The 13,202-nt window shown below is 42.7% G+C and carries 13 protein-coding genes, 1 pseudogene and 1 riboswitch; all 14 genes and pseudogenes read left to right on the plus strand.

Annotated elements, in window-relative coordinates:
* Nucleotides 1–107: 107 nt before the first annotated feature.
* Nucleotides 108–1,157: pseudogene (locus ACE4RR_RS07030) on the plus strand (thymidine phosphorylase); the annotation flags it as partial.
* A gap of 788 nt (nucleotides 1,158–1,945) precedes the next feature.
* Complete coding sequence (locus tag ACE4RR_RS07035) at nucleotides 1,946–3,121, plus strand: D-alanyl-D-alanine carboxypeptidase family protein (protein ID WP_375534701.1); 1,176 nt, start codon at nucleotides 1,946–1,948, stop codon at nucleotides 3,119–3,121.
* A gap of 119 nt (nucleotides 3,122–3,240) precedes the next feature.
* The gene (gene spoIIAA / locus ACE4RR_RS07040) at nucleotides 3,241–3,591 is read left to right on the plus strand and encodes an anti-sigma F factor antagonist (protein WP_375534702.1); all 351 of its coding nucleotides are present in this window, start codon (nucleotides 3,241–3,243) and stop codon (nucleotides 3,589–3,591) included.
* Between the two features lie 2 nt (nucleotides 3,592–3,593).
* Nucleotides 3,594–4,037: an anti-sigma F factor gene (gene spoIIAB / locus ACE4RR_RS07045; protein ID WP_375534703.1), complete on the plus strand. Its 444-nt coding sequence runs from the start codon at nucleotides 3,594–3,596 to the stop codon at nucleotides 4,035–4,037.
* A 10-nt stretch (nucleotides 4,038–4,047) separates the two neighbouring features.
* Complete coding sequence (sigF, locus tag ACE4RR_RS07050) at nucleotides 4,048–4,797, plus strand: RNA polymerase sporulation sigma factor SigF (RefSeq protein ID WP_375534704.1); 750 nt, start codon at nucleotides 4,048–4,050, stop codon at nucleotides 4,795–4,797.
* An 81-nt stretch (nucleotides 4,798–4,878) separates the two neighbouring features.
* On the plus strand, nucleotides 4,879–5,523 hold the full coding sequence (locus ACE4RR_RS07055) for a stage V sporulation protein AA (RefSeq protein WP_375534705.1): 645 nt from the start codon (nucleotides 4,879–4,881) through the stop codon (nucleotides 5,521–5,523).
* Nucleotides 5,484–5,906 (plus strand): stage V sporulation protein AB, encoded by a 423-nt coding sequence (locus ACE4RR_RS07060; protein ID WP_375534706.1) that lies wholly within the window; start codon nucleotides 5,484–5,486, stop codon nucleotides 5,904–5,906. Before ACE4RR_RS07055 ends, ACE4RR_RS07060 begins: the two co-directional genes overlap by 40 nt.
* A 78-nt stretch (nucleotides 5,907–5,984) precedes the next feature.
* Nucleotides 5,985–7,472 carry a spore germination protein gene (locus ACE4RR_RS07065; protein WP_375534887.1) on the plus strand — a complete coding sequence of 496 codons (1,488 nt, stop codon included), beginning with the start codon at nucleotides 5,985–5,987 and terminating at the stop codon, nucleotides 7,470–7,472.
* 91 nt (nucleotides 7,473–7,563) lie between these two features.
* Nucleotides 7,564–8,883 carry a diaminopimelate decarboxylase gene (gene lysA, locus ACE4RR_RS07070; RefSeq protein WP_375534707.1) on the plus strand — a complete coding sequence of 440 codons (1,320 nt, stop codon included), beginning with the start codon at nucleotides 7,564–7,566 and terminating at the stop codon, nucleotides 8,881–8,883.
* 48 nt (nucleotides 8,884–8,931) lie between these two features.
* On the plus strand, nucleotides 8,932–9,366 hold the full coding sequence (locus ACE4RR_RS07075) for a peptidylprolyl isomerase (protein WP_375534708.1): 435 nt from the start codon (nucleotides 8,932–8,934) through the stop codon (nucleotides 9,364–9,366).
* A 131-nt stretch (nucleotides 9,367–9,497) separates the two neighbouring features.
* Nucleotides 9,498–9,638 carry a hypothetical protein gene (locus ACE4RR_RS07080; RefSeq protein WP_375534709.1) on the plus strand — a complete coding sequence of 47 codons (141 nt, stop codon included), beginning with the start codon at nucleotides 9,498–9,500 and terminating at the stop codon, nucleotides 9,636–9,638.
* A gap of 57 nt (nucleotides 9,639–9,695) precedes the next feature.
* A riboswitch (FMN riboswitch) is annotated at nucleotides 9,696–9,849 on the plus strand.
* Nucleotides 9,850–10,203: 354 nt separating this feature from the next.
* Complete coding sequence (ribD, locus tag ACE4RR_RS07085) at nucleotides 10,204–11,295, plus strand: bifunctional diaminohydroxyphosphoribosylaminopyrimidine deaminase/5-amino-6-(5-phosphoribosylamino)uracil reductase RibD (protein ID WP_375534710.1); 1,092 nt, start codon at nucleotides 10,204–10,206, stop codon at nucleotides 11,293–11,295.
* A gap of 4 nt (nucleotides 11,296–11,299) precedes the next feature.
* The gene (gene ribE / locus ACE4RR_RS07090) at nucleotides 11,300–11,953 is read left to right on the plus strand and encodes a riboflavin synthase (RefSeq protein WP_375534711.1); all 654 of its coding nucleotides are present in this window, start codon (nucleotides 11,300–11,302) and stop codon (nucleotides 11,951–11,953) included.
* A 26-nt stretch (nucleotides 11,954–11,979) separates the two neighbouring features.
* Nucleotides 11,980–13,188: a bifunctional 3,4-dihydroxy-2-butanone-4-phosphate synthase/GTP cyclohydrolase II gene (locus tag ACE4RR_RS07095; RefSeq protein WP_375534712.1), complete on the plus strand. Its 1,209-nt coding sequence runs from the start codon at nucleotides 11,980–11,982 to the stop codon at nucleotides 13,186–13,188.
* Nucleotides 13,189–13,202 lie beyond the last annotated feature (14 nt).

Consider the following 13,202-nt stretch of genomic DNA (forward strand, 5'->3'; position numbering starts at 1 on the left):
TTAATAGATAAAAATACAGGAGATAAAACCTTTGATTAAAAAAGAACAAATTTTAATGATAAGATTAATTTAGAACCAAGAGTTTTTAGTCGAATTTTATTAACTTTGGTGGTGTAGGAGATAAAACTACATTAATTATTGGACCACTGGTGGCAGCCTTGGAAATTCCGGTGGCTAAAATGTCAGGGAGAGGGCTGGGCCACACAGGTGGTACGATTGATAAACTGGAGGCCTTTTCAGGCTTTCGCACAGAAATAAGCCAAAGTGAATTTGTACGTCTGGTCAATGAAAATAAAATTGCAGTAGCAGGGCAAAGTGGTAATTTAACTCCTGCTGATAAGAAACTGTATGCTCTTCGAGATGTAACTGCTACTGTAGATTCGATCCCATTAATAGCGAGCTCGGTTATGAGTAAAAAAATAGCTGCTGGCGCTGATGCGATAGTTCTTGATGTAAAAACTGGCTCAGGTGCTTTCATGGAAAAGCTTGATGATGCGAAAAAGCTTGCTCAAGCAATGGTGGATATTGGAAACTCATTAAACAGAAAAACAATGGCAGTTATTTCAGATATGAACCAGCCGCTTGGCAGATTCGTAGGGAACGCGCTCGAAGTGAAGGAAGCCATAGAAACATTGCAGGGTAATGGACCGGAAGATCTTCACGAATTGAGCTTGCAGCTTGCAACTCATATGGCAATACTTGCTGGAAAAGTATCAACCGAAGCAGAAGGACGCTCACTTGTGGAAAAAGTTCTGCAGAGCGGAGCAGCACTGGAGAAAATGAAATCATTCATTCAGGCACAGGGAGGATCCGTTGAAGCAGTAATTAATCCAGAGCTTCTTGCTTCTGCTTCTTATAAAATCAATGTGCTCTCTGAGGAATCAGGAGCAGTCAAAGCAATGAATGCAGCACAAATCGGGAAAGCGGCCATGATGCTTGGAGCAGGAAGAGCTACAAAAGATGACAGCATAGATCATGCGGTTGGTATTGAGCTTCATAAAAAAATCGGTGACGAAGTGAAAAAGGGCGAAGTTCTGGCTGTTCTCCACTCCAATCAGGAGTCAGTGGAGCAGACAATGACCTTACTTCGGGATGCTTATACCTTTAGTAAGGAGACAGTTCAGGCACCAACTTTAATTTACGATACGATACAATAAAGCGGAGGGGTCTGTATCAAAAGCCCTTAACGTAAAATACCATGGACGCCCGCCTCACTGATACGCATCAAAAAAAGCTGATTCATAGTATAATCTTGGAAAGTGACCACTAGGTTACTCATAAAAATCGCCTTCTTTCGTTAATGGTTGTGGTGACTTCATTACACCGAAAGAGGCGATTTTTTTTGTATAGGAAACTGGAAAAAGGAGCTGTCAAAAGTAGGCCACTGAAAAAGTCCTTTAAAATCTGAAAGAGCTGTTAACGTTTGTTGTGGGTTCTCACGAATCGCTTATCTGTGGATGCTTGCCAAGGTGTTATAAACCTGGGGCCGAAACCAAATGCAAAGTGATTATACTTTGATTGAAGAACGGAAGGCGGCGCCTCCGGGTCGATTAAATCCGGCCACGTCCTGTGGCCAACATCGACACTAGCACGTCCTGTGCGTCGTGGGAATAGATTGCGGGAAAGACGCCGTAGAAGCGTCAACTGTCGCTGAGACCAAGCCCGCGGAAAGCGTACGTCTGCAGAGATGAAATCAACAAAATTTCTTTCTTATTATTTAAATAGGGACTGTATCAAAAGATTATAATCTATTAACTTCATCCCCAAAATAATCCCGTATCACTATAAAAGTGGTACGGGATAACTTGTTATGGTGTGATTTTAACCACAAGAGCGGGGACTAAAATTTTTTTAAATGTCTTTTGATACAGCCCTTCCTATTCTTTTGTATAAGTGAAGAAAAAAATGGAAATGCTAACGTTATCTTGTTTAAGAGGTGACGGAAATGATGTTAAAAATGAACATAAAAATGCTCGTACTTATGATAACAGTGCTTGTGCTCGTTCCTTCAAATGTATCTGCGGAAGAGGAGAAATCAGAATTTGCAAAAGATGCAAAAGCAGCCATCTTAATAGAATCAAATTCTGGCGAAGTACTGGCTGAAAAAAATAGTGAAGAGCAGCTGCCGCCGGCAAGTATGACTAAAATAATGACAATGCTGTTAATTATGGAAGCTCTTGAAGAGGAAAAAATTAATTTAAATGACAAAGTAATTGCCAGTGAAAGGGCAGCTTCGATGGGGGGGTCACAAATTTTTCTCGAAGAAGGCGAGGAAATGAGTGTGAAGGACCTGCTGAAGGGAATCGCAGTTGCTTCGGGCAATGACGCATCTGTAGCTATGGCTGAATATTTATCAGGTTCAGAAGAAAAGTTTGTAGAGAAAATGAATGAAAGAGCAGAACAGCTCGGTGCAAACAGAACTCAATTTCAAAATGCCACCGGACTACCGGCAGAAGATCATTATACTACTGCAAATGATCTAGCGCTTATTAGTAAAGAACTCCTTCGGCATAAGGATATTTTATCCTACACGAGTATTTATGAAGACTATTTACGAAAAGGCTCAAAGAAAGAATTCTGGCTGGTTAACACGAACCGGCTCGTGAAACATACAAAAGAAGTTGACGGTTTAAAAACCGGATATACGTCTGAAGCGAAATATAATTTAACGGCTACTGCAGATCGGGAAGGCATGCGGGTGATCACCGTTGTAATGGGAGCTGACACGCCGTCGGACCGGAACAAGTATACAATGGAGCTGATTAAGCACGCTTTCGATCAATATAAATATGTGGTTCTACAAAAAGCAGGTACACCGCTTGGTGATATTCGAATAGAAAAAGGTGCCGCTCCTGTAGCAAAAGCGACGTTAACAGAGGACGCAGCTGTGGTTGTTCCTAAAAACGAAAAAGCAGACTCTTATAAGGTCAAAGTCGACATTGAGAAAAAACTGACTGCGCCTGTAAAAAAAGGTACGAAAGCAGGGGAAATTACGTATTACGATGGGAAAGATAAGATTTTAACGAAGCAGCTTGTGCTTGAGAAAGAAATAAAAACAGCTAATTGGGCAACGTTATTCAAACGAACTGTGTCGACGATGACCGGTCATAGTAAAAAGTAAAAAAAAAGACTAATTTTACCGATTTCTAACTAGTTTTGTCGACAGTGAAGGAAGAACGGAAGACGGGGAAGAAACAATCAGTTGTATGAATGAACCACGATGGACAGGGGAGGCAGAATATGAATATGGAAATGGAATTAGAGCAGGTTAATAATGTGTTATGTATCCGGCTGCAGGGTGAGCTCGATCACCATTCATCTCAGAAATTAAGACTGCAGGTTGACGATTATTTAAAAAAGGGCACGGTGCGTCATATTATTTTTAATCTTGAGGCGCTGACGTTTATGGACAGCTCCGGTCTTGGGGTGATTCTTGGACGCTACAAGCAGATAAGTAAAAATGGCGGAGAAATGGTAGTTTGTTCCGTTACGACGCCGGTACAGAGGTTATTTGAATTGTCAGGTCTATACAAAATTGTAAGGCAGGAGAGCCGGGAACAGGATGCACTTGAAAAACTGGGGGTGGCGTAACCGTGAAAAATGAAATGAAATTAGAATTCTCTGCGGTTAGTGAAAACGAGGCTTTTGCAAGGGTGAGTGTAGGCGCATTTGCAGCTCAGCTTGACCCGAACATGGATGAACTTACGGAATTGAAGACGGTGGTTTCTGAGGCTGTTACGAATGCGATTATACACGGGTATCATGAAAACCCTGCCTCCACTATCATTATAATGGTGCAGATTGATTCTGATGCGATTGAAATATCCATAAAGGATAATGGGGCAGGTATCGATAACATAGATAAAGCGAGAGAGCCTTTGTTTACAACGAAGCCTGAACTCGAGCGATCCGGCATGGGATTTACGATTATGGAAAACTTTATGGATGAGGTGGAAATAACATCTGAACCCGGCCGCGGCACTACAGTTTATATGAAAAAGAAGCTAGCCCGCAGACGCCAGTCCTTATTTAATTAAGGTGCGGCCTATGAATGTTAAACAGAAGGACCATCAACCGCTGCAGGATGATAAGGTCAGGGAGCTTATTCGATTAAGCCAAAAGGGTGATAAGGAAGCCCGCAACACTATAATTCAGCGAAATACAAGACTTGTTTGGTCTGTCGTACAACGTTTTCTTAATAGAGGATATGAAGCGGACGATTTATTCCAAATCGGGGTTATAGGATTAATTAAGTCAGTGGACAAATTTGACCTTTCATACGAGGTGAAATTCTCCACGTATGCTGTACCAATGATTATTGGAGAAATACAGCGATTTATCAGAGACGATGGAACGGTAAAGGTCAGCCGGTCTTTAAAAGAGCTGAATAACAAAATACGAAGAACAAAAGAGGAATTGACTAAAACACTAGGGTACATTCCAACTCTGCAGAATATTGCAGATGAGCTGGAGCTTCCCGTAGAAGAAATTGTTTTTGCTACTGAAGCGAACAGGTCCTTATCTTCGTTAAATGAAACGGTATATGAAAACGAAGGCGATCCAATTACGCTTATGGACCAGATTGCAGAACAGGGAGAATCAGGCTGGTTTGAGCAGATTGCCTTGAAAGAGGGAATCGAGCAGCTGGAGGACAGAGAAAGACTAATAGTCTACCTTCGTTATTACAAAGATAAGACTCAGTCCGAGGTTGCCGGAAGGTTAGGAATTTCTCAGGTGCAGGTCTCCAGGCTTGAAAAAAGAATACTTGAAAAATTAAAAACCCAGCTGTCTGATTAATGGCAGCTGGGTTTTTCCGTGCCCAAAAAATAAGTATGCTCTGGTTATTTCAGACAATACTAAAAACTAGGAGGGATATTGATGGAAAATCAAGTATTTCTGCAAATGTATGCTGCTGCTAAAGCGACTGTTGGCCAGAATATTTATATTCATGAAATTGCCCGGGCAGGAGGAGAAGAAAACACTATAAAAAAGCTGCTTCAGCTCCCCGTGTATCAAGTAAAAGATTCAGATAAAAGCCATGTCGTAATTGATGTCATTACTGTAATACAGCGCATAAAAAAAGTAGATCCTTCCATCCGGCTGCACATCATCGGGCCGGAACAAACTGTCATTAAAATAAAAAGGCCTGCCGGCGCTGCCTCTATTACCATGCTGCTGTTAGTATGGATGCTTTTATTTATCGGGGCCGCACTTGCCATTATGAATTTTCATGAAGATGTAAGCATGCTTGAAGTGCATCAGAATATATACGAGCTTGTGACTGGCGTGAGGTTAGAAAGTCCGCTGCTGCTCCAAATACCGTATTCTTTTGGACTTGGTCTGGGAATGATTTTGTTTTTTAACCATGTTTTTCGAAAGAGAATTAATGAAGAGCCAAGTCCGCTTGAATTGGAAATGCATCATTATGAACAGGATATAGAAAAATATCTTGCTGATCATGAAACAGACAGAGGGTCAAAAGCATGGCAGTCGAAGCATTTCTCGCCGCCTTCATCGGATTAAGCGGCGGACTGGCAACAGGAAGCGGACTTGTTGCATTTTTATCAGTCATTGGAATTATCCCAAGACTTGCTCAGCTTACGAAAACATACCGCGCCATTCCATTTTATGAAGCAGCGCTAATCATCGGTGCAGTTGTTGGTTCCGTGACTACTCTTCATGATGTTGAAATGGGATATACACCTCTTTTAGTAATACCTATAGGATTGGCAGCAGGAATTTTTATAGGTATGCTGGCTGCGGCTTTGACAGAATTATTGAATGTTTTTCCAATATTAGCACGAAGAATACGTATGGAGCGGAGGATTTCAGTCCTGGTTATGGCTATTGTACTCGGAAAAATTGTGGGATCTTTGTTTCATTGGATTTTTTACGTTCATTTCTAGTTTGTAAGGAGGCGCAGTAAAGACATGCTCAATAAATTAAAGAAGAAATCAAAACTGCCTGAACACAGAAAGGCAATTATGGAGAAAAATGATCAGACGTATGGAAAATTGAGCAAGGATATAAAAGTAAATGAGAAAATACTTACAGATAAGCTTGGAATCGGTATCAGTTTTGATGCCGGGATCAGGCATTTAAATATTCTTGGAAAAGAAATTCAAATTTATTACGTAAATGGATTATGTGATATTGATTATTTAATTGAGCTGATAAAAGAATTACTGCGACTCGAAAGGCACACTTCAGACGAAGAAGAGGACATCCACGTCAAAGAAATTATCAAAAACCACCTTGTCCATGTGCAGGTGGAATATAAAAACACCTTTGAGGATTGCATAGTAGAAATGTTGTCCGGGCTTGTTTTTATCCTAGTGGAGGGGGAAGATGAAGCGTTTGTCGTTGATGTCCGAAGCTATCCGGGAAGAGGTCCTGAAGAACCTGATACTGAAAGGGTTGTCAGGGGCGCAAGAGATGGATATACAGAGAATATTATTGAAAATACAGCTCTGACGAGAAGACGAATCCGCGATGAAAGACTCCGCCATGAAATTATGCGCATCGGAGTTCGTTCCAAAACAGATATATGTATATCCTATATTGAAGGGATAGCAGACCCTGATCTAGTCAATATCATAAAAAAAGAACTAAAAGCTATCAAAATTGACGGCCTTCCTATGGGTGACAAAGTAGTGGAAGAGTATATTGTCAAGCAGGGAAGCAACCCATTTCCGCTCGTCCGCTACACCGAAAGACCGGATGTAGCAGCTGAACACCTTTTTGAAGGCCATGTTATTATAATTGTGGATGCTTCCCCGAGTGTTATAATTACACCGACTACAATGTTTCATCATGTTCAGCACGCGGAGGAATATCGGCAGGCGCCTTTTATCGGTTCGTATCTGCGCTGGGTGCGTTTTTTCGGAATGATTGCTTCTATGATTATTCTGCCGCTCTGGCTGCTGGCTGTACTTGATCCATCAATTCTTCCTGATAACCTGGATTTCATCGGTCCGAAGGAAAAATCCAATATTCCAATAGTAGTACAGATTATTCTCGCAGAGCTTGGTATCGAGCTGTTACGCATGGCTGCAATTCATACGCCATCGCCTCTTGCCACAGCATTAGGTCTCGTGGCTGCCCTCTTAATAGGTGAAATCGCTGTGGAAGTAGGACTATTCACTTCAGAAGTTATATTATATGTAGCAGCCGGGGCAATTGGCATCTTCGCTACCCCAAGTTATGAACTCGGTTTAGCTATTAAAATTCTCAGACTTGCATTGATTTTAATTGTAGCAGCCTTTGGGAAAATTGGCTTTATAATTGGAGCCACTCTCTTATTTATTTCGCTTGTCAGGATAAGGTCATTGAATAAACCATACCTGTGGCCGATCCTTCCATTTGATGCGTCAGGGGCATGGCAGATCATTATGAGGACCACCGTGCCAAGCATGCGCAGAAGACTCAGAATTGTTAACCCTCAGGATTCTGTAAGGCAATCCTCAGAATAAATAATGAAGTCAATATTCTTTTCTTTTTATCAGGCTGAAATGATGCTAAAATGTATACATTCATTTTAGGTAGTGGTAAGGGGAGAAGAAGATGTTTTTGCATGGAACAAGTCAGGTGAATGAACTTGGCCATCTGGAAATCGGCGGTGTAGATACCGTTGAAATTTCCAAAAATTTTGGAACACCTGTTTACGTATATGATGTAGAATTAATCCGCCAGCGTGCAGCAGGATTTAAGAATGCTTTTGAAGAAGCAGGCGCTTCCTATCAGGTTGCTTACGCGAGTAAAGCCTTCAGCTGCATTGCAATGGTTCAGCTTGCAGAAGAGCTGGGGCTCAGCCTGGACGTAGTATCCGGAGGAGAATTGATGACAGCTCACAAAGCTGGATTCCCTATGGACAGAGTTCATTTTCACGGAAATAATAAAAGTGAGGAAGAGCTTGCATTAGCCCTGAAGCTCGGCATTGGATGCATCGTGCTCGATAACTTTTACGAGCTGAATATGCTCGCACGACTGGCAGGCTCCGAACAAACAAAGGTGGATGTGTTGATACGGACCACACCAGGGGTAGAGGCTCATACACATGAATATATTTCCACTGGCCAGGAGGATTCAAAGTTCGGGTTTGATTTAAACAGCGGTCAGGCTGATCAGGCCATACGCCTCATTCAAAAGGAAAAAAGTCTCCATCTAAAAGGTGTTCATTGTCATATAGGATCGCAGATATTTGATACGAGCGGGTTTATAATGGCTGTGCAAAAGCTGTTTGTACATTTCAAAGAGTGGAAAGAAAAGCATGCTTTTGAACCGGAAGTTTTTAATGCAGGTGGCGGATTCGGTATCCGCTATGTAGAAGGCGATGAACCGTTGCTGCCTGAAGAATACGTAAAGGATTTAATTAAGGCAGTCCGTCAGGAAACAGAGCGGGCTGATTTATCGATGCCGGAAATTTGGATAGAGCCAGGCCGTGCCATCAGCGGGGATGCCGGTACCACTCTTTATACGATCGGCTCTAAAAAAGATATACCAGGCATACGCCGCTATGTTTCGATTGACGGCGGCATGACGGATAATATAAGGCCTGCTTTATATCATGCGGAATATGAAGGACTTCTGGCAAACAGGGCGAATGAAAAAATTGAAGACAATTTTGCTGTTGCAGGTAAATGTTGTGAAAGCGGCGATATGCTGATCTGGAAGCTGCCTCTTCCGGAGGTGCATCATCAGGATATTCTCGCAGTATTTTGTACAGGTGCCTATGGTTATTCGATGGCAAACAACTATAACCGTCTTACAAAGCCTCCTGTTGTTTTCGTCGAGAATGGAAAAGCACAGCTTGTGGTCAGAGGTGAGTCGATCGAAGATTTGCTGCGGAATGATCTTCCGCTGAAGCAAATAGAAAAAGTATGATAAAATAATGCAGGTAAGAATGAATTTGAGAAAGGTGTGCTGATTGCAATGACAAAAGGAAGTATTTCATTTGAAAATGGAGAGAAAATAGAGATTGAGTTTTTTCCGGAAGAAGCACCGGGAACTGTAGAAAACTTTCAATCTCTTGCTGATAAAGGGTTCTATGATGGATTAACATTCCACCGTGTAATTCCTGGCTTTGTGGCGCAGGGAGGCTGCCCGAACGGAAATGGCACAGGCGGTCCTGGATATACTATTAAGTGTGAAACGGAAGGGAACTCTCATAAGCATCAGCGCGGTTACCTTTCGATGGCCCATGCAGGAAAGGATACAGGTGGAAGTCAATTTTTTATTCTTTTTGACCAACAGCCGCATCTCGATGGAGTTCATACTGTCTTCGGAAAAGTGACTGAGGGCCTTGATACGGTTGACCGCATCCAGCAGGGTGATGTCATGAAGGAAGTTAAAGTCTGGGAAGAATAATTATTAAGCAGGGACGGATGCAGGTAACAGCATTCGTCCTTTTCATATTTCATAAAAGGTCTGCCATGCTGTGATGTACAATAAGAACAGGTTAGATATTGTGAAGAATCTTCTATCAGGAGGGAGTATTGATGAAGGAAAAGGTAGGAAACTGTGCTGATTGTCATGTGGCAGTGTATTGTATGGATGGTTTTTTAAATGGTGTGATAACGGATAGTAAAAGAGTTTTATGCTTTTCCTGTGCAGAATCAGCAAGAGCTGAGAAAAGCTAAGATAGTTGACGCCGTCGACTATGAAAGGATAAGATAGCGGTACAACTTAACATGAGCAGTTTCCTTCGGGGTCAGGTGAAATTCCGAACCGGCGGTGATAAGGTGCAGATCAGTGCCTTTTAGTCCGTGACCCGCATGAACATTTGTTTTTGCGGTGGATCTGGTGTAAATCCAGAGCCGACAGTTACAGTCTGGATGGGAGAAGGAAAGCAGTGTTCAGCAAGCTGGCAGGGAGACAGCTGTGTCTTTGTCATACTTTCATAAAGGTTTCCGCTGAAAGATGAAAGTATAAAAATACAGTATTCCTTTGAACGGAGACAGTCAGTTATAAATACCCTTACGTTCTCCAGTTTATTACCAGCCTTATAAGAGGCTTATTCGAGCACGCTTTTAATCCCCGGAGAGGAGTTTCTTTTCCGGGGATTTTTATTTGTACTTTTAAATCAACTTTAAAAGTACTTTCTGAATATAAAACAAGAAGACGACCCCAGCTGAAGCTTTCGTCTTTTGGACATCGCGGCAGGCTATTTTTTCTGAGTGTTAATAAAAGGAATGAGATGAAGCTATGACAGACGAATCGTATATGAGACTGGCAATGGAGCTGGCGGCAGGGACCGAGGGGCAGACTTCTCCTAATCCTTGTGTAGGAGCGGTGGTGGTAAAAGACGGCCGCATCCTTGGTGTTGGTGCCCATTTAAGGGCGGGCACGGAGCATGCGGAGGTCCACGCATTGACAATGGCAGGTGATAATGCAGGAGGCGGCACGATTTATGTGACACTTGAACCGTGCAGTCATTTTGGAAGAACACCGCCCTGCGCCGATCTTATAATAGAAAAAGGGATTAAACGTGCGGTTATTGCGGTGGTCGATCCGAATCCGGAAGTAGCTGGTAAAGGAGTTAATAAGTTAACGAAAGCAGGGATCACTGTAGAGACGAATATATTGAAAGAAGAGGCAGAATGGCTGAACCGCAGGTTTTTTCATTATATTCGCAGCGGTACACCATATGTTACGTTAAAGGCTGCTGCCTCTCTGGATGGAAAAACAGCTACAAAAACGGGTGAAAGTCAATGGATTACCAGTATAGAATCCCGAGAAGACGGACACCGCCTCCGCCACGTTCATGATGCCATTCTAGTTGGCTCCGGTACATTGGCGGCTGATAATCCTTCGCTGACCACAAGAATCCCGAACGGTGGCAGCAACCCCGTCCGAGTGATCCTTGATACGAGCCTCTCTATTTCTGAAGAATCATCAATAATTGTGGATAAAGCAGCACCGGTCTGGGTGTTTTGCGGCATGGAGGCTGAAGTGGAAAAGGAACAACAACTGCTGGAACTCGGGGTGAAGATATTCCGAATGTCTTCCTCTTCCATCCGAATACAGGATGTGCTCCATAACCTTGCCAGGGAGAATATTATGTCCCTGTATGTGGAGGGCGGAGCAACGGTTCACGGCAGTTTTCTTGAAGCAGGTGCTATACAGGAGGCCGTTTTTTATTTAGCTCCCAAGCTTATTGGGGGAAAAGGCGCCCCTTCGGTTATTGAAGGTAACGGAGCAGCAGAAATGGCAGAAGTGATGGACCTGGATATTAAAAAAATAGAACGGATCGGGCCGGATTTGAAAATTACCGCCCTACCCCGAAGTGAGGAATGAAAAAATGTTTACAGGTATTATAGAAGAAAAAGCATCCGTTGAAAATATAAAAGACACGGGGGAAACGCTGGTATTAACTATTTTGGCTACGAAAATTATGAGTGACATAAACATTGGCGACAGCATAGCCGTCAACGGCGTCTGCCTTACAGTCACCTCATTTTCAGAAACCTCCTTCACAGTCGATGTGATGCCTGAAACAGTTAAGGCGACCAGCTTAAGAATGCTCCAAAAAGGGTCGGCCGTCAATGTAGAGCGGGCAATGCCTGCAGATGGAAGGTTCGGAGGTCATTTTGTCTCCGGGCATGTAGACGCAGCCGGCTCCATTGCGGAAATAATCCCGCATGAGAACGCAGTATATGTGAAGATTAAAGTTCCTGCTCAATATATGAAGTATTTAACATATAAAGGATCTGTAGCTGTCGATGGCATTAGTCTTACGATATTTGGAGTGAATGATGCAGAGGAGCTGCTGACTCTTTCCATCATTCCCCACACATGGAAGGAAACCGTGTTGGGTGAAAAAAATCCTGGAGATTCAGTTAATATTGAATGCGACATGCTTTCAAAGTATACTGAGCGAATTTTAGCGGGAGTGGAAGGTAAAGAAAATAGCGGGCTTACAGCAGGTGTTCTTGAGCAGAATGGCTATAAATAAATTTACGTGGAAAGAAGGAACACAGTATGGCAGAAAAGAAAATTTTTGATCCGATTGAAGAGGCCATTTATGAATTGATGCAAGGGCACACTGTCATTGTATGTGATGATGAAGACAGAGAAAATGAAGGCGATTTTGTGGCTCTCGCTGATAAAACAACGGCGGAGTCAATCAATTTTATGATTAGATACGGGAGAGGGCTTGTTTGTACACCTATTTCCGAGGAACTTTCAAAAGAACTGGAGCTTGTTCCGATGGTTGATCATAATACAGACCCTCACGGAACCGCTTTTACGGTCAGTATTGATCATAAGTCTACTACAACAGGGATTTCAGCTAGTGAAAGAGCTACTACCATTCAAGAGCTTCTTCGCCCTGGCAGTAAAGCCCAGGATTTTAAACGGCCGGGTCATGTGTTTCCACTGATTGCTAAAAATGGTGGAGTGCTGAGAAGAGCTGGTCACACGGAAGCAGCGGTGGATCTGGCAAGACTTTCAGGTTCAGTACCTGCAGGTGTGATCTGCGAAATAATTAAGGATAATGGAGAGATGGCCAGGGTCCCTGATTTAAGAAAAATTGCTGACGAACATGAGTTGAAAATGATTACAATTAAAGATTTGATTCAGTACCGCCACAAAAAAGATAAGCTCGTCAAAAAAGAAGCTGAAATTAAGCTGCCGACTGATTTTGGCGAGTTTAAAGCTTACGGCTATACGTCAGTTGTTGATGACAAAGAAAGCATAGCTCTTGTTAAAGGCAATATTCTCCCTGAGGAACCGACGCTTGTCCGTGTACATTCAGAATGTTTAACAGGGGATGTTTTTGGATCCCACCGCTGTGATTGCGGTCCGCAGCTGCAGGCAGCTCTGCAGCAGATTGAAAAAGAAGGGAAAGGAGTTCTTCTTTACATGAGGCAGGAGGGCAGAGGAATTGGGCTTATAAACAAAATGAAAGCCTATCAGCTCCAGGAACAAGGCTATGACACGGTAGAAGCAAATGAAAAGCTCGGTTTTAAGCCGGATCTGCGTGATTATGGTATAGGTGCTCAAGTGCTGCGTGATTTAGGAATCAGTAAAATGCGGCTTTTAACGAACAATCCGAGAAAAATTACAGGGTTGAAAGGCTATGGGCTCGAAGTAGTAGAAAGAGTGGCCCTTGAGCTTCCTTATAACAAAGATAATGAGAGTTACTTGCGGACTAAATATGATAAGCTTGGTCATATGCTTCATTTTTAATATTGAACAAGAGA

Source organism: Alteribacillus sp. HJP-4, from assembly GCF_042139015.1.
Taxonomy (GTDB): Bacteria; Bacillota; Bacilli; order Bacillales; family Marinococcaceae; genus JBHIKY01.